We start from the raw sequence: 17277 nt of genomic DNA on the forward strand, positions 1-17277 counted from the left end.
ATCGTCCAGCAGCGGGTTCTGCGGCGGTACGTCGGTGCTCACGCGGCCGATGGTATCGACGGCGAGCGGCGGCCGGGCCCGGTCCCGGCCGAAGCGTTACGCTCCTTGTGTACGCCTATGGAGGCGTTTGGGGAGCATTTCCGGTAGGAGGCGGTCATGAGTCAGTACGACGAATACTCGACCCCGTCGCAGGCCGAGGGCGAGCGCCTCGACGAGGACATGGACGAGAAGGAGAAGGGACAGCGGCACCCGCAGACCATGCGCGGAACACCGTCCCAGGCGGAGGGCGAGCGGGGCGCGGAGGAAGAGGAGCGGAAGCGCTGACAGCGGTGGGGCTGTGCTCGGGGATCTTCGGGCGCTGGTGACGCTTGGGACGCTCGGATCAGGTGGCGTCGACGGTCACCGTGAACGAGAACCGGTCACCCCGATAGCGGATGCGCGCGACGTCCACGACCCGCCCGTCCGCGTCGTAGGTCACGCCCGTGTAGTGCAGGATCGGGCTGAGCAGCGGGACCCGCAACAGCTCGGCCGTCTCCGGATCGGCGAGCCGCGCCTCCACCGTGTCGGTGATCCGGCTGATCTTCACGCCCACGATGTCCCGGATCACCTTCGTCATCGGCCAGCGTTCCAGGTCCGCCGGATCGATGGCGGAGGCCAGCTCCGGCAGGACCGCGTTCTCCGCCCAGTTGCTCGGCTCGCCGGTCTCGCTGTCGTGGCGCAGGCGCCGGTACGTGACCACCTCCGCGGTGTCCGGGAAGTGCTCCAGCAGGTCCCCGGCCACCACCACGCGGGCGTGGCCGAGGATCGTCGTACGTTCGCCCGACTGCTGGGCCACGATCGCGTCCACCGAACCGAGCAGCCGGACCGGGGCCCCGCGTCGGGCGCCCGGTTCGATGAACGTGCCGCGCCGCCGGTGCCGGCTGATCAGGCCCTCGCCCTCCAACTCCTTGAGCGCCTGGCGCATCGTCAGCACGCTCACCCCGTAGTGCTCGGCCAACTGCTCCTCGGTGGGCAGCCGCAGCGAGGCGTCCGGGGTGCGGCCCAGTATCGAGGCGCGCAGCGACTGGGAGACCTGGTACCAGAGCGGAAGCTTCCGGTTCAGTACCAGCGAGTCGGGGGCGAAGGCGGTCACGGTGTTTCTCCGTACGGGCGGGAAGTGGTCGGGACTTCGACGGCCGACGACCTCTAGGCGCGGAAGTGGCGCTCCAGACCCTGCCACACGTCGTCGTACCCGCGCTGGAGGTGTTCGGCGCCGGCCGCCTGCGCGGTGGCGGTGACGGGCCAGCGCGTCTCGAACATGAAGGCCAGGCCGTCGTCGATCTTCTGCGGCTTCAGCTCCGCGGCGCTCGCCCGGTCGAACGTCTCGCGGTCCGGCCCGTGCGCGGACATCATGTTGTGCAGCGAGCCGCCGCCCGGCACGAAACCCTCCGCCTTGGCGTCGTAGGCGCCCTCGATCAGGCCCATGTACTCGCTCATCACGTTCCGGTGGAAGTACGGCGGGCGGAAGGTGTCCTCCCCGACCAGCCAGCGGGGCGCGAAGACGACGAAGTCCACGCCGGCGAGCCCCGGGGTGTCCGAGGGCGACGTGAGGACGGTGAAGATCGACGGGTCCGGGTGGTCGAAGCTGATGGAGCCGATCACGTTGAAGCGGCGCATGTCGTACACGTACGGGGTGTGCGTGCCGTGCCAGGCGACCACGTCGAGCGGCGAGTGGTCGTAGGTCGCCGACCAGAGGTTCCCGCAGAACTTGTTGACCACCTCCGTCGGCCGCTCGACGTCCTCGTACGCGGCCACGGGAGCCCGGAAGTCCCGCGCGGCGGCGAGGCCGTTGGCGCCGATCGGGCCGAGGTTCGGCAGCTCGAACGGCTGCCCGTAGTTCTCGCAGACGTAGCCTCGGGCGTCCGCGTCCAGCAGCTCCACGCGGAAGCGGACGCCGCGGGGGACCAACGCCATCTCGCCCGGGCGGGCGCTGAGCAGACCGAGTTCGGTGCGCAGCAGCAGACCACCGCGCTCGGGGACGATGAGCAGCTCGCCGTCGGAGTCGCTGAACACCCGGTCGGTCATGGGGGCGTTGGCGGCGTAGAGGTGGATGGCCATGCCGGTGCGCTGGGTGGCGTCGCCGTTGCCGCCGAGGGTCCAGAGGCCGGCCAGGAAGTCGGTGCCGGGGGCCGGGTCGGGGAGCGGGTTCCAGCGCAGACGGTTGGGGTCGGGGGCGGTCTCGGTGAAGGGCGCGGTGCGCAGGGCACCGTTGTCCGCGCGGGTGAAGGGCGGGTGCGCGGCCGAGGGGCGGATCCGGTAGAGCCAGGAGCGGCGGTTGTGGGTGCGCGGCTCCGTGAACGCGCTGCCGCTGAGCTGCTCGGCGTAGAGGCCGAGGGGGGAGCGCTGGGGCGAGTTCCGCCCGCGGGGGAGCGCCCCGGGAACGGCTTCGGAGCTGTGCTCGTTCCCGAAGCCGGTGAGGTACGCCAGCCCCTCCGCGATCTTGGAGGCCCGCTCGCTGGTGCTGCCGTCGTCACTCATGCAACGCTCCCGTGTCTGACGAAGGAATCCTATGCCTGACAGTAGGATTCTCCCCCGTCCCCCGTCAACGCCACCGGGGCGCGGGCGGGGGCCTGGGGTCGAGGTGGGGCGCCGGCGCCTGGGCGTGGGCGCCGGGGCCGGAGCCGGGGTGGGGGGCGGGGTGGGGGCGGGGCGGCGCCCGGCGCCCGAGCGTCTGGGTAGCGGGGCACCTTGGCGGTGCGGCCCGGCGCGGGCGCACGCCGGGGCGGTTGCTCCTCCATGCGTGCGCCCGCAGTCACCTCGGTGGCCGAGGCGCACCTCGCAGCGGTACCCGACGGGGAAGGCGAGGGCGGAGCCCGATGCGCAGCGGGGCGGCCGGGATTGCTCAGGCGGGATCACGTACGGCGTCATGCACCGCCCGGCGGCCCCTGCCGCGCGGCGCACCCCCGTCAGCCACGTCGGTGGCCCGCCACCCCGAGCATCGACTCACGCCCGGCCACGCCCCTCTGGCCGGACTTCGGTGTGATTCGCGCCCGAGGGGATCCGAAAAGATGAACATTGCTCTACTCTCTCGCGCATGCCGTGGACCCGCAGGATTCCTGCCGTGCCGGCGGTGCTCCCCGCCGCCCTCCTCGCTCTCCTGTCCCTCCTCGCCGCCGCGCCCTCCGCCACCGCGCACGAGGAGCGCCCCGTCACCCTCCCCGACGGAACCGGCTCCGTACCCGAGTACCGCACCGCCGAGCCCGACCTGCTGGTCTGCAAGACGGACCGACCGGACTTCGAGCGCCGGATATCCGCCTTCCCCGCAGACCTCAAGCAGCGCAACCTCACCCTCTACGAACGCTGCGAGAAGACCGGCTACCGCCACCTCCAGGACGCCGTCGACGCCGTCGACCGGGCCGGGGTGAACATCGCGATCCTGCCCGGCCTGTACGAGGAGGAGCCCTCCCTCCCCAAGCCGACGGGGGAATGTGCCCACCTCAAGGCCCCGAACTCCGCGCTCGGCTACCAGATCCTGTCCTACGAGCAGCAGGAGCAGTGCCGCCACAACCAGAACCTGGTCGCCATCCTCGGCAAGACGAACCTCCAGATCGAGGGCACCGGCGCCTCCCGCCTCGACGTGGTCATCGACGCCAAGTACCAGAAGCTCAACGCCATCCGCGCCGACAAGTCCAACGGCATCTACTTCCGCAACTTCACCGCCCAGCGCACCACCTTCAACTCGCTCTACGTGCTCGCGGGCGACGGCTTCGTCATCGATGACGTCCTCACCCGTTGGAACGACGAGTACGGCTTCCTGACCTTCGCGAGCGACCACGGCCTCTACAAGAACTGCGAGTCCTACGGCAACGGGGACTCCGGCATCTACCCCGGCAGCGCCTCCGACATCAACGACGGCCGCGGCTACGACGTCCCCCGCTACTCCATCGAGATCACCGGTTGCCGCAGCCACCACAACATGGTCGGCTACTCCGGAACCGCCGGGGACTCGGTCTGGGTGCACGACAACGAGTTCGACCAGAACATGGGTGGTGCCTCGATGGACAGCGCCTTCCCCGGCCACCCCGGACTGCCGCAGAACCACGCCAAGTTCGAGCGGAACCTGATCCACGACAACAACGCGGACTACTACCCGAACGTCGCGGACGGCACCTGCGCCAAGCCGCCCATCGAGCGCGGCTACGAACAAGGCGTGGTCTGCCCCCAGATCTCCATGCCCCCGGGCACGGGCATCATCACGGCGGGCGGGAACCGCAACCTGTACGAGAACAACTGGGTGTACGGCCACCGACGCGCGGGCTTCTTCCTCAGCGCCGTCCCCGCCTTCATCCGCGGTGAGGAGGCGTGGTCGAAGCAGGCGGACACCTCCCACCACAACCGGTACGCCGGCAACATCCTCGGCAAGGACAAGTCGGGCACCTCACGCCCCAACGGCATGGACGTGTGGTGGGACGGCCAGGGCACCGGCAACTGCTGGCAGGCGGCCCCGGACGGATCGACCCCCGGCACCCTGCCGGAGTGCGGAGACCGCCGCGGCTCGGTCTCGGGCGGTTCCGCGCGCCTGGCCGGTGAACCGGTCAAGCTGGTCCAACTGCTCGTCTGCGCCGACTACAACGTCCAGGCACGCAAACTCCCCGCGGGCTGCGACTGGTACGGCGCCCGCGGCCTGGAGCGGGTGCAGACCCAGATCGCACTCGCCGTCGCCGCCGTACTGCTGCTGGTCGGCGGAGTGCTGTGGTGGCGCCGCCTTCGCCACTCACGCCTCGGGACGGCCGCTTCCCTGCTGGGCGCGGCCGGGCTGGTGCTGGACGTCGCCGGCTCCACCATGACGCTCGAAGCCACCTTCGTCCCCGCCCTCGCCCTGCTGCTCCTCGGCCTCTGGTGGACCGGAGCCGGGGCGGCACTGCGGTCGAACCGGCCCTGGCTCGCCCGGCTGACCCTGCTGCTGGGCGCGCTCACCCTGCTCGACGCCTTCGACAAGGCCGTCCTGATGATCCCCTGGATACCCCTGAGCCCCGCCTGGATACGAGGTCTCGTGGCGGTGCTCTGGATCCTGTGGGCGGTCGTCGCCTCCGCCCGCCCGGGCGCCGCCCCGGCCCGCCCCGCCGGTCCCGGCGGTGACCCGGACGGTGACCGTGTCCCCGTCCCGGCAGGCCCGGCCCCGACCCTGAGCGCCGCTGTCACCCCGGACTCACCGGACCCCACCGGAGGCCCCCAGTGAGCGACCACCCCGCCGGCCACCAGGCCGACCGCGTCACCTGCGACGTCTGCAGCCCCCTTCTCCGCGTCGCCCCCCTCCTTCCTGTCTCCCCCCTTCCACGCCCCGCCCCCCTCTCCCCTCCCCTCCCGCGCCCGCCCCGCCGGACGGCCCACACCGCCCGGACCACCGCCCTGGTCGCCCTCCTCCTGCTGCTCGTAGGCGGTGCGGCGGCCGGCTGCGGGGGCCGTGCCACCACCCACCACAAACCGGGCACCAGTCACGAGCAGGCATCCGGCAACGTCGGCACCCTGCTCCCCGCCCAGGACGGCGAAGGCCACCACTGGCGCGAGGTCCCGGCCGAGGGCGCGCCCCAGGTGCGCCTCACCGCGCGCCCCGACTCCGAGGACGGCTGGAACCTCCAGCTGACCGTGTCCCGCTTCCGCTTCACCCCCGACAGCACGGGCGGCGCCGCCCTCCCCGGCGCCGGCCACGCCCACCTGGAACTCGACGGCCGCAAGCTGGCCCGGGTGTACGGCCCCTGGTTCCACCTGCCCGCGGCGCAGGTACCCGAGGGCCCGCACACCCTGACCGTCCGCTTGTACGCCGATGACCACACCGTCTGGGCCGTCGGCGGCAAGGCGGTGGAGGCGTCCGTCCCGCTGACCGGCGCCGGCCCCGGCGAAGCCGGCCACACCCACGCGAACTCAACCCCGCCGCCGGCGACCCCGCAGGCGGACCGGACGGTCACCCTCACCGTGCGGGACGGCAAGGTCACCCCGGCCCCGGGCCGGATCGAGGTGACACATGGCGAGCGCGTGGCCCTTCGGGTCACCAGCGACCGCGCGGACACCCTCCACGTGCACGGCTACGACAAGGAACTCGCCCTGCCCGCGGGCCAAGAGGCCACCTTGGTCCTGATGGCCGACCGTGCCGGCCTGTTCGAGGTCGAGACCCACGAGTCCGGTCTCGTCCTCACCCAACTCCTCGTCCGGTGACCCCACCGCGACCGTTCCTGGCGCCCGCCCTCTGCGCGGGAGGTGACTGCGGAGGCCGGGACGTGGTCCCGCACCCGGCCGATCCGGCCGTCACCTTCCTCGCGCACGGGATCGGATCCCAGCACGATCTGCCCATATCTCCCTTCTACGCCTTCGCCGGTGCCTTCGCCGCCCTGTTCGTCTCCTTCCTCGCCCTCGGTCTGCTCTGGTCCACCTCCCGCTTCCGCGGCGACCGCTCCGGCCTGGCCCTGCCCGCCGGGCTCCAGCGGGTGGCCGACGCGCCGGCCACCCGCACTACCCTGCGCGGACTCGGTCTCGCCGCAGCCCTCTCCGTACTCCTCCACCTCCTGTTCGGTCCCGACGATCCGGCCCGGAACCCCGCTCCCGGCGCCGTCTACGTCCTCCTCTGGGTCGGACTCGTCCCCGCCTCCCTCCTCTTCGGCCCCGTCTGGCGCCTCCTCAACCCCCTGCGCACCCTGCACCGGCTGCTCGCCCGGGCCCTGCCCCGCCCGGGGCCCGGTCGACCGCTCCCGGCCAGGCTCGGCCAACGGCCCGCCGCGGTCGGACTGTTCGGCTTCACCTGGCTGGAGCTCGTTTCACCTGATCCCGCATCAACCACCACCCTCCTGATCGCCCTCGGCTGCTACACCGCCGTCCAACTCGCCCTCGCCGCCCGCTTCGGCGAGAACTGGTTCGCAGACGCAGATGCCTTCGAGGCGTACTCCACCCTCCTGGCCGGCCTCTCCCCCCTCGGCCGCCGTGACGACGGCCGCCTGGTCCTGCGTAACCCCTTCCACGGACTCGACGCGACGCCCGAGCGGCCCGGACTCGTCGCCACCGTCTGTGTCCTGCTCGGTTCCACCGCCTACGACGGCTTCGCCGTCAACCCCTCCTGGATCAACGCGATACAGACCTCCCCCCTGGGCCGCATCCCCACGGCCACGCTCGGACTCCTCGGTTCCATCAGCCTCGTCGCCACGCTCTACTGCCTGTGCGCGGCGGCCACCCGCCTCGTCAGCGGCCCGCACCCCGGCCCGCTGACCGCCTTCGCGCACTCACTCGTGCCGATCTCGCTCGGCTATCTCACCGCCCACTACTTCTCCCTTCTCGTCACCGAAGGACCACGCACGGTAATCATGACAGTGGGCACTGACAACGCCCCCGAACCCTTGCCGCCACTGGGCCCCGGCGGACTCGCCACGCTCCAAGTCGTCGCCGTCGTCACCGGCCACGTCCTCGGAGTCATCGCGGCCCACGACCGCTCCGTACGCCTCTTCCCGCCGGCGAAAGCCGTCGCCGGCCAACTGCCGCTGCTCGCGCTGATGATCACGTACACCGTCGGCGGGCTCGGCCTCCTGCTGAACTGAGGCCGCCGACCCCGGCACCCGCCAGGAGCGGCATGATGGACCCCGTGCCCCCCGCCCAGCCCATGCGCCGGACCCCGATCCAACAGCGCAGCGCCGACCGCCTCGCCCGCATCCTCGACGCCTGCGCCGAACTGCTCGACGAGACCGGGTACGAGAACCTCAGCACCCGCGCCGTGGCCCAGCGCGCCGGAGTGCCCATCGGATCCGTCTACCGCTTCTTCGGGAACAAGCGGGCCATGGCCATCGCCCTCGCGCACCGCAACCTCGACCGTTACGCAGAGGGCATCCAGGAGCGGCTCGCCGAGCTCCCGAGCACCCACTGGCGGCCCGTCGTGGACGCGGTGCTCGACGAGTACCTGGCCATGAAACGCAGCGTTCCCGGCTTCGCCCTCGTGGACTTCGGCGTGCCCGCGCCACCCGCCGAGGGGCCCGCTGCCGACCCGAACCACCTGGTCGCCGCCCGGCTCACCGAGCTGCTCTCGCGCCACCTCGGGCTCGCCCCCGACGCCGCCCTGGAACGTGCGGTGCTGATCGCCGTCGAAGCCACCGACGCGCTCATACAGCTCGCCTTCCGGACCGACCCGGCCGGGGACCCGGGCATCGTCGCCGAAACCCGCGCCATGATGCAGGCGTACCTGGCCAGGGTGCTGGACTGACACCACCGCCGACCGCCTCGCAGTCGGCGCTCGTACCCCGCCGGTGCCCACGGGGGCGGGCTCGAACCGGCCGGAGCCCAACCGGGGCGCACCCCTCCCCAACCTCCCTACCGGTCGGTATGCTCGGTGCCCGTCGGCCCGCCGCCGCGGGCCTGCCGCCCCCAGGAGGGTCCATGCCCCGCACCGCCCTGCGCATCTGCCCCCTCTGTGAGGCCACCTGCGGCCTCACCCTCACCATCGAGGGCGCCACCGTCACCGGCGCCCGGGGCGACCGCGACGACGTGTTCAGCCGGGGCTTCATCTGCCCCAAAGGAGCCTCCTTCGGCGCCCTCGACGCCGACCCCGACCGGCTGCGCACCCCCCTTGTCCGCCGCGACGGAGAGCTCCGGGAAGCCACCTGGGAAGAGGCGTACGACGCCATCGCCGCCGCCGTGCCCGCCCTGGTCCGGGAGCACGGAGCCCAATCCGTCGGTGTGGTCCTCGGCAATCCCAACGTCCACACCATGGCGGGCGCCCTCTACCCCCCGCTCCTCCTCAAGGCCCTCGGCACCCGCAACCTGTTCACGGCCAGCACCCTGGACCAGATGCCCAAACACGTCTCCAGCGGTCTGCTCTTCGGCGACCCCTTCGCCATCCCGGTGCCCGACCTCGACCGCACCGACTTCCTCTTGCTGCTCGGCGCCAACCCCGTCGAATCCAACGGCTCGCTTTGCACCGCTCCGGACTTCCCCGGGCTGCTGAAGGCGCTGCGCGCACGCGGGGGCAAACTGGTCGTCGTAGATCCGCGCCGCACGCGCACCGCACGGCTCGCCGACCGGCACCTCGCCCCGCGCCCCGGCAGCGACGCCCTTCTCCTGGCCGCGCTCGCGCAGACGCTGCTCGACGAGAAGCTGACGGCCCCCGGAGTCCTCGCGGAACACACCGACGGTCTCGGGGAACTCGGCGTCGCCCTCGCGAGTTTCACTCCTGAGGCGGTCGCCCCCGCATGCGACCTCCCCGCCGCCGAGATCCGCGCCCTCGCCCGCGAACTCGCGGCGGCGCCCACCGCCGCCGTGTACGGGCGGATCGGGAGCTGCACCGTGGAGTACGGCACCCTCGCCAGTTGGCTGGTCGACGTACTGAACATCCTCACCGGCAACCTCGACCGCCCGGGCGGAGCCCTCTTCCCGCTGCCGGCGGCCGGCCCACGGCCCCGCCCCGCGGGGCCGGGCAAAGGGTTCACCACGGGCCGGTGGCACAGCCGGGTCAGTGGCCACCCCGAGGTCAAGAGCGAACTGCCCACGGCCGCGCTGGCCGAGGAGATCGAGACACCGGGGGAGGGGCGCATCCGGGCCGTGATCGCCATCGCCGCCAACCCGGTGCTGTCGGCCCCCGACGGCCGCCGCCTCGACGAGGCACTGGCCGGCCTCGACTTCATGGTCAGCGTCGACCCCTACCTCAACGAGACCTCGCGCCACGCCCACGTGGTGCTGCCCCCGCCGCCGCCCGCCCAGAGCGCGCACCACGACTTCGCCTTCAACGGCTTCGCCATCCGCAACCAGGTGCGCTACACCCGACCGGCCGTCCCGCTCGAAGTGGGCCGGCTCGACGAGTGCGAGATCCACGCCCGTCTCGTCCTCGCCGTCTCCGGCATGCACGGCAGCGCCGAGCCGTCAGCCGTCGACGAACTGGCCATCCAGACCACCCTCGCCAAGGAGACCGCCGCTCCCGACTCACCGCTGCACGGAGAGGACCCGGCGTGCCTGGCCGGCCTACTCACCGGCGAAACCGGCCCGGAGAGGAGGCTCGATCTGATGCTCCGACTCGGGCCGTACGGAGACATGTTCGCAGCCGACCCGGGCGCCGCCGCCGACCGGCGGGAGGGTACGAGCGCGCCCGCACACCGCACCCAGGGCGCGCCGGAGGTCGGCCTCAGCCTGGAGCGGGTACTCGCGCACCCGCACGGCATCGACCTGGGTCCGCTGCGCCCCCGGCTTCCGGGCGTGCTGAGGACCCGCAGCGGCAGGATCGAGCTGCTGCCGGACCCGATCGCGGCCGAGCTGCCCAGGCTGCGCGCGGCGCTCGCCGAACGCCCCGCCGCCTTGGTGCTCGTGGGCCGCCGCCATCTGCGGTCGAACAACAGCTGGTTGCACAACGTCCCGGCCCTGGTCGGAGGTTCCAACCGCTGCACCCTCCAGGTTCACCCCTACGACGCGGACCGGCTCGGGCTCACCGACGGCGGCAGGGCCCGGATCACCGCCGACGGCGGCGCCCTGGACGTTCCGGTCGAGGTCACCGATTCCATTCGCACCGGAGTCGTCAGCCTCCCGCACGGCTGGGGGCACGACCGTGCGGGCTCCCGGCTGTCGGTGGCCGCCACCGACCCGGGAGTCAACGTGAACCAACTGCTGGACGGCACCCGACTGGACCCGCTGTCCGGCACCGCCGTCCTCAACGGGTTCCCCGTCGAGCTGTCACCTCTGCCCTGAGCTGGGGTTTTGCTCGTATTGCTCACGCGCGCACGTCTTGTTGGCGCAAGGAGGCGGCGCCTACGTTCCCTGCATGCTGACTCTCCTCGGCTTCGCCATGATCGGGACGTTCCTCGTCCTGATCATGATGAAGAAAATGTCGCCCATCGCGGCCCTCGTCCTCATCCCCGCGCTCTTCTGCGTCTTCGCCGGGAAGGGCGCCCACCTCGGCGACTACGTCATCGACGGCGTGGGCAAACTCGCGCCGACCGCGGCCATGCTGATGTTCGCCATCGTCTACTTCGGCGTGATGATCGACGTCGGCCTTTTCGACCCGGTCGTGCGGGGCATCCTGCGGTTCTGCAAGGCCGACCCGATGCGTGTCGTGGTCGGCACGGCGGTGCTCGCCGCCGTCGTCTCACTCGACGGCGACGGCTCGACCACCTTCATGATCACGGTCTCGGCCATGTATCCGCTCTACAAGCGGCTCGGGCTGAGCCTGGTGGTGATGACCGGGGTAGCGGCGACCGCCAACGGCGTCATGAACACCCTGCCCTGGGGCGGCCCCACCGCCCGCGCGGCCACCGCCCTCAAGCTCGACGCCGGCGACATCTTCGTGCCGATGATCCCGGCCCTCGCCATGGGGCTGGTGTGTGTGCTGGTCCTCGCCTACGTGCTGGGCGTGCGGGAACGCCGCCGCGTCGGCACCCTCGCGCTTCCCGGCCCCGGCGCGCACGAGGACGCACCCGAAGAGGCGCACGCGGACGTGCACACCGCCGCGCTCGTTGCGGAGCCCGCGGTGGCCCCGGCCCTCACGGTCGGCACCGGCACCGGCGAAGGCGCGTCCCCCGCGTCGTTCCCCACCTCGCCCCCCATGTCGACGTCCACGTCCACGTCGACGTCCGCACCGGCCGCGAACCCGTCCGCCGGGGAAGGGGACGCCGACGACATGCAGGGGCTCGACCCGAACAGGCCGACCCTCCGCCCCCGCCTCTACTGGTTCAACGCCGCCCTGACCGTCGCCCTGCTCGCCGCGATGATCATGGAGTTGCTCCCCATCCCGGTGCTGTTCCTGCTCGGCGCGGCCCTCGCCCTCACGGTCAACTTCCCGCACATGCCCGACCAGAAGGCCCGTGTCGCCGCCCACGCCGACAACGTCCTCAACGTCGCCGGAATGGTTTTCGCGGCCGCGGTCTTCACCGGCGTCCTGACCGGCACCGGCATGGTCAAGCACATGGCCGACTGGCTGGTCGGTGCCATACCCGACGGCATGGGCCCCCACATGGCGCTCGTCACCGGAGTTCTGAGCCTGCCCCTGACCTACTTCATGTCGAACGACGGCTTCTACTTCGGCGTCCTGCCGGTACTGGCCGAAGCCGGCGCCGCCCACGGCGTCTCGCCGCTGGAGATCGCTCGCGCCTCCCTCGTCGGCCAGGCCCTGCACATGTCCAGCCCACTGGTTCCGGCCGTCTACGTACTCGTGGGCATGGCCAAGGTCGAATTCGGCGACCACACCCGCTTCACCGTGAAATGGGCGGCACTGACCTCCCTGGTGGTCCTCGCGGCAGGGATGCTTTTCGGCATCATCTGACCCCGGCCCACCCTGGCGCCGGTAAAACTACCGTTGCTAATTTGTAGGCTGTCCGCGAGGTCGGCGTCTACACGCTCGCGCGTGCTCGGGAGGAAAGCCATGAAGGCCCACGACGGGATGTACATCGGCGGCGCATGGCGGCCCGCCACGGGGCACGACCGGATCGAGGTCGTGAACCCCTCCGACGAGCAGGTCATCGGAGGGGTCCCGGCCGGCACCGCCGACGACGTGGACGCCGCGGTACGGGCGGCCCGCGCGGCGCTGCCCGGTTGGGCGGCGACGCCCCCGGCCGAACGGGCCGCCCTGATCGGCGCCCTGCGCGACGTACTGGTCGCGCGCAAGAGCGAGATCGCCGAGACGATCACCGCCGAACTCGGTACCACGCTCGGCTTCGCGGAAGCCGTCCACGTCGGCGCGCCGATCGGGGTCGCCGCCTCCTTCGCCGAACTCGCCGCCGGCTACGCCTTCGAGGAGCGTCTCGGCAACTCCACGGTGCTGCTGGAACCGGTCGGCGTGGTCGGGGCCATCACACCCTGGAACTACCCGCTGCACCAGATCGTTGCCAAAGTGGCACCCGCTCTCGCCGCCGGCTGCACCGTCGTCCTCAAGCCGGCGGAGGACACCCCGCTGACCGCACAGCTCTTCGCCGAAGCCGTGCACGAGGCGGGCATCCCGGCCGGAGTCTTCAACCTGGTGACCGGCACCGGTCCGGTCGCCGGACAGGCGCTGGCCGCGCATGAGGGAGTCGACCTCGTCTCCTTCACCGGCTCGACCGCCGTGGGCCGGCAGATCGGCGCCACCGCCGGCGCCGCGATCAAGCGCGTCGCCCTGGAACTGGGCGGCAAGTCGGCAAACGTCATCCTGCCCGGAGCCGACCTCGCCAAGGCCGTCTCCACGGGCGTGGCCGACGTCATGCGCAACTCCGGTCAGAGCTGCAACGCGCTCACCCGCATGCTCGTCCACCGCGACCAGTACGACGAGGCCGTCACCCTCGCGGCCGCCGCCGTCGCCAAGTACCCCACCGGCGACCCCACCCAGCCGGGCACCCGCGTCGGTCCGGTCGTCAACGCCAAGCAGCGCGACCGCGTCCGCGCGTACATCGTCAAGGGTGTCGAGGAAGGCGCGCGCCTCGTCGCGGGCGGCCCCGAGGCGCCCCACGAGCAGGGGTACTTCGTCGCCCCGACCGTGTTCGCCGATGTCACGCCCGAGATGACCATCGCCCAGGAGGAGATCTTCGGCCCCGTGCTGTCGATCCTGCGCTACGAGGACGAGGAGGACGCCCTGCGCATCGCCAACGGCACCGTGTACGGGCTCAGCGGCGCCGTCTGGGCCGCGGACGAGGAAACCGCGGTCGCCTTCGCCCGCCGTATGGACACCGGCCAGGTGGACATCAACGGCGGCCGCTTCAACGTGCTCGCGCCCTTCGGCGGCTACAAGCAGTCGGGGGTCGGCCGTGAACTGGGCCCGCACGGCCTGGCCGAGTACCTCCAGACCAAGTCCCTGCAGTTCTGAGAACGGCCGCGCCTCGCCGCTACCCCGCCGTCACAACGCCCTGCCCCGCCCACGCCCCGAGAGACGGAAACGACCATGGTCCGCGCCGCCATCCTGCCCGCCGTCGGAGCTCCGCTGGAGATCCGGGACATCGTGCTGCCCGAACCCGGTCCGGGCCAGGTCCGGGTGCGGCTCGCCGCGGCCGGCGTCTGCCACTCCGACCTCTCCCTCACCAACGGCACCATGCGGGTCCCCGTCCCCGCGGTGCTGGGCCACGAGGGCGCCGGAACGGTACTGGCCGTCGGCGAGGGCGTCACGCACGTCGCCCCCGGGGACGGGGTGGTGCTCAACTGGGCTCCGTCCTGCGGCGCGTGCCACCACTGCCTGATCGGCGAGGTATGGCTCTGCGCCAACGCCCTCACCGGAGTCGGCGCCGTCTACGCCCACGACGCCGACGGCACCGAACTGCACCCCGGGCTCAACGTCGCCGCCTTCGCCGATGAGACGGTCGTCGCGGCGAACTGCGTGCTGCCCGCGCCCGCCGGGATCCCGCTCACCGAGGCCGCCCTGCTCGGCTGCGCGGTGCTCACCGGTTACGGCGCCGTCCACCACAGCGCCCAGGTCCGCCCCGGCGAGTCGGTGGTCGTCTTCGGCGTCGGCGGCGTCGGACTGGCCGCCCTCCAGGCCGCGCGGATCGCGCAGGCGGGCCCGATCGTCGCCGTCGACGTCTCCCCGGCCAAGGAGGAGCTCGCCGGGGCGGCCGGAGCCACCGAGTTCGTCCTCGCGTCCGACACCACCGCCAAGCAGATCCGCGCCCTCACGGCCGGCCAGGGAGCGGACGTCGCCATCGAGTGCGTCGGCCGGGCGGACACCATCCGGGGCGCGTGGGAGTCCACGCGTCGCGGCGGCCGCACCACCGTCGTCGGCATCGGCGGCAGGGAGCAGCAGGTCACCTTCCACGCGCTGGAGATCTTCCACCTCGCCCGCACCCTCACCGGCTGCGTCTACGGCAACAGCGACCCGGCCCGCGACCTCCCGGTGATCGCCGACCACGTCAGGGCCGGCCGCCTCGACCTCGGGGCCCTCGTCACCGACCGCATCGGCCTCGACGGCATCCCGGGCGCCTTCGAGGACATGCTGGCCGGCAAGGGCGGCCGTTCCCTGGTCGTCTTCTGACGCCCGGCCCTCGGGGAACCCGGCCGCCCTCCGGGGCGGCCCTGCCGGCGGCCGTCGTCACGACGGCCGCGGCAGCGCCTCGTACTGGAGGGCCAGGCCGTCCAGCAGGGCCGACAGGCCCGTCTCGAACGCGCCCTCGTCCACCTCCCGCTGCCGCTCCGCCAGCAGGTGGGCCTGCCCCAGGTGCGGGTAGTCGCCGGGGTCGTACGCCGTCCGGTCGTCCACGAAACCCCGCGCGAAGGACGCGACCGCCGAGCCCAGGATGAAGTACCGCATGAGGGCGCCGATCCGCGTTGCCTGGGCCGGTGGCCACCCGGCCGCCGTCATGGCGCCGAAGACGGCGTCCGCCACCCGCAGCCCAGCCGGCCGACGGCCGGGTCCGCGCGCCAGCACCGGCACGATGTTCGGATGGTCGGCCAAGGCGGCCCGGTAGGAGTGCGCCCAGTCGTGCAGGGCCTCCCGCCATCCGCGGTCCCCGTCGAACATCGACAAGTCGACCCGGCCGCTCACCGAGTCCGCCACCGCCTCCAGGATCTCGTCCTTCGTCCGGAAGTGGTTGTAGAGCGAGGGTCCGCTGACCCCGAGTGCGGCCGCCAGCCGCCGCGTCGACACCGCCTCCAGCCCCTCCGCGTCCACCAGCGCGCCCGCCGCCTCGACGATGCGGTCTCTGCTCAGGAGGGGCTTGCGCGGTCTGGCCATGCGCCACATAGTAGGGCCTGACCCCGTTAAACTAGCGCTGCTAATTTACCCCGACGCCCGCCCACGGAGGCCCCGGTGAATCTGGAGCTCAGCGAGGAGCAGACCGCCGTACGCCGGCTCGCCCGCGAGTTCACCGAGCGCGAGATCGCCCCGTACGCCGCCGACTGGGACCGCGCGGAAAGCGTCGACCGGTCCATCGTGAAGAAGCTCGGTGACCTCGGCTTCCTCGGCTTGACCGTCCCGGAGGAATACGGCGGTTCCGGCGGAGACCACCTCGCGTACGCGCTGGTCACCGAGGAACTCGGCCGGGGCGACTCCGCCGTCCGCGGCATCGTCTCGGTCTCCCTCGGCCTCGTCGCCAAGACCATCGCCGCCTGGGGCACGGAGGAGCAGAAGCGGGCCTGGCTTCCCCGCCTGTGCTCCGGCGAGGCGCTCGGCTGCTTCGGCCTGACCGAACCAGGCACCGGCTCCGACGCGGGCAACCTCACCACCCGCGCCACGCACGAGGGGGACACGTACGTCCTCAGCGGCAGCAAGATGTTCATCACCAACGGCACCTGGGCCGACGTGGTGCTCCTCTTCGCCCGCACCAACGACGAGCCGGGCCACCGCGGCGTCTCCGCCTTCCTCGTCCCGGCCGACAGCCCGGGTCTGACCCGCCGCGAGATCCACGGCAAGCTCGGCCTGCGCGGCCAGGCCACCGCCGAACTCACCCTCGACGGCGTCCGCGTACCCGCCACCGCGATGCTCGGCCCCCAGGGCAAGGGCTTCTCCGTCGCCATGTCGGCCCTGGCCAAGGGGCGGATGTCGGTCGCGGCAGGTTGCGTCGGCATCGCCCAGGCGGCGCTCGACGCCGCCGTCGCGTACGCCGGACAGCGCGAGCAGTTCGGCAAGCCGATCGCCCGGCACCAGTTGGTGCAGGAACTCATCGCGGACATATCCGTCGACGTCGACGCGGCCCGCCTGCTGACCTGGCGGGTGGCCGACCTGATCGACCGGGGGCAGCCCTTCGCCACCGAGGCGTCCACGGCCAAGCTCTTCGCCTCCGAGGCCGCCGTGCGCGCCGCGGGCAACGCGCTCCAGGTGCACGGCGGCTACGGCTACATCGACGAGTACCCCGCCGGGAAGCTGCTGCGCGACGCCCGCGTCATGACCCTGTACGAGGGCACCAGCCAGATCCAGAAGCTCCTCATCGGCCGTGCCCGCACCGGGGTCTCCGCCTTCTGACGGGTCGTCGGAGGCGGCGCGGGCGCCGGGGCCGCCGGCCTGAGTACGTACGTGAGTACGCGCGCGGATGCGCCGCCGGGCGCCCCGCCGCGACGCTGGACCCATGAACGAGACACCGGTCAAGCAGCAGAACACGGGGGCGTACTACGGCCAGGCCGTCGCCTCCTTCGCCATCGCCCTCGCCGCTGTGGGGCTGGGCATCTACAACATGGACGCCGACGGCTGGGTCCGCGCCTTCATCGGCATCGCGGTCCTCTACCTCACCACCTCCGCCTTCACCCTGGCCAAGGTCATCCGTGACCGCCAGGAGGTCACGCAGATCGTCAGCCGGGTCGACCAGGCCCGAATGGAGAAGATCATGGCGGAGTACGACCCCTTCTCCCCGAAGCAGACCCCCGAACGCCCGGCGGCTCGCCCCTGAGGGAGTCCGG

14 protein-coding genes are annotated in these 17277 nt (G+C 72.2%); 11 read left to right on the plus strand and 3 right to left on the minus strand.

Annotated features, from left to right (window positions below):
- The first annotated feature begins 156 nt into the window (after positions 1 to 156).
- On the plus strand, positions 157 to 324 hold the full coding sequence (locus ABZ934_RS18450; RefSeq protein WP_361314047.1) for a hypothetical protein: 168 nt from the start codon (positions 157 to 159) through the stop codon (positions 322 to 324).
- Between the two features lie 58 nt (positions 325 to 382).
- Here ABZ934_RS18450 and ABZ934_RS18455 read toward each other — a convergent pair whose 3' ends face one another.
- Together ABZ934_RS18455 and hmgA are read right to left on the minus strand one after the other, a co-directional pair.
- Positions 383 to 1132 carry a GntR family transcriptional regulator gene (locus tag ABZ934_RS18455; protein WP_361314050.1) on the minus strand — a complete coding sequence of 250 codons (750 nt, stop codon included), beginning with the start codon at positions 1130 to 1132 and terminating at the stop codon, positions 383 to 385.
- Positions 1133 to 1185: 53 nt separating this feature from the next.
- Positions 1186 to 2517, minus strand: a complete 1332-nt coding sequence (gene hmgA, locus ABZ934_RS18460; RefSeq protein WP_361314052.1) for a homogentisate 1,2-dioxygenase — start codon at positions 2515 to 2517, stop codon at positions 1186 to 1188.
- 556 nt (positions 2518 to 3073) lie between these two features.
- Between hmgA and ABZ934_RS18465 the strand changes: the two genes are divergently transcribed.
- The 8 genes from ABZ934_RS18465 (at position 3074) to ABZ934_RS18500 (ending at position 14920) form a co-directional block, all read left to right on the plus strand.
- Positions 3074 to 5218 (plus strand): right-handed parallel beta-helix repeat-containing protein, encoded by a 2145-nt coding sequence (locus tag ABZ934_RS18465; RefSeq protein WP_361314055.1) that lies wholly within the window; start codon positions 3074 to 3076, stop codon positions 5216 to 5218.
- Between the two features lie 170 nt (positions 5219 to 5388).
- A complete protein-coding gene (locus tag ABZ934_RS18470; protein ID WP_361314344.1) occupies positions 5389 to 6192 on the plus strand; it encodes a hypothetical protein in 804 nt (267 codons plus the stop codon).
- A 62-nt stretch (positions 6193 to 6254) separates the two neighbouring features.
- Positions 6255 to 7559 carry a hypothetical protein gene (locus ABZ934_RS18475; protein WP_361314058.1) on the plus strand — a complete coding sequence of 435 codons (1305 nt, stop codon included), beginning with the start codon at positions 6255 to 6257 and terminating at the stop codon, positions 7557 to 7559.
- Between the two features lie 35 nt (positions 7560 to 7594).
- On the plus strand, positions 7595 to 8215 hold the full coding sequence (locus ABZ934_RS18480; protein ID WP_361314347.1) for a TetR/AcrR family transcriptional regulator: 621 nt from the start codon (positions 7595 to 7597) through the stop codon (positions 8213 to 8215).
- A 173-nt stretch (positions 8216 to 8388) separates the two neighbouring features.
- Entirely contained in the window at positions 8389 to 10683 is a 2295-nt protein-coding gene (locus ABZ934_RS18485; RefSeq protein ID WP_361314061.1) for a molybdopterin-dependent oxidoreductase, read from the plus strand.
- A 73-nt stretch (positions 10684 to 10756) separates the two neighbouring features.
- Positions 10757 to 12253, plus strand: a complete 1497-nt coding sequence (locus ABZ934_RS18490; protein WP_361314064.1) for a citrate:proton symporter — start codon at positions 10757 to 10759, stop codon at positions 12251 to 12253.
- A 99-nt stretch (positions 12254 to 12352) separates the two neighbouring features.
- The gene (locus ABZ934_RS18495; protein WP_361314067.1) at positions 12353 to 13765 is read left to right on the plus strand and encodes an aldehyde dehydrogenase family protein; all 1413 of its coding nucleotides are present in this window, start codon (positions 12353 to 12355) and stop codon (positions 13763 to 13765) included.
- 75 nt (positions 13766 to 13840) lie between these two features.
- Positions 13841 to 14920: a zinc-binding dehydrogenase gene (locus tag ABZ934_RS18500; RefSeq protein WP_361314070.1), complete on the plus strand. Its 1080-nt coding sequence runs from the start codon at positions 13841 to 13843 to the stop codon at positions 14918 to 14920.
- Between the two features lie 57 nt (positions 14921 to 14977).
- On the opposite strand, the gene ABZ934_RS18505 is transcribed toward ABZ934_RS18500, so the two are convergent.
- Positions 14978 to 15619 carry a TetR/AcrR family transcriptional regulator gene (locus ABZ934_RS18505; protein ID WP_361314073.1) on the minus strand — a complete coding sequence of 214 codons (642 nt, stop codon included), beginning with the start codon at positions 15617 to 15619 and terminating at the stop codon, positions 14978 to 14980.
- A 75-nt stretch (positions 15620 to 15694) separates the two neighbouring features.
- Here ABZ934_RS18505 and ABZ934_RS18510 point away from each other — a divergent pair, with 75 nt between their 5' ends.
- Complete coding sequence (locus ABZ934_RS18510) at positions 15695 to 16846, plus strand: acyl-CoA dehydrogenase family protein (RefSeq protein ID WP_361314076.1); 1152 nt, start codon at positions 15695 to 15697, stop codon at positions 16844 to 16846.
- A gap of 103 nt (positions 16847 to 16949) precedes the next feature.
- Complete coding sequence (locus ABZ934_RS18515) at positions 16950 to 17267, plus strand: YiaA/YiaB family inner membrane protein (protein ID WP_361314079.1); 318 nt, start codon at positions 16950 to 16952, stop codon at positions 17265 to 17267.
- Positions 17268 to 17277 lie beyond the last annotated feature (10 nt).

It is taken from the genome of Streptomyces sp. NPDC046557, assembly GCF_040645975.1.
Taxonomy (GTDB): domain Bacteria; phylum Actinomycetota; class Actinomycetes; order Streptomycetales; family Streptomycetaceae; genus Streptomyces.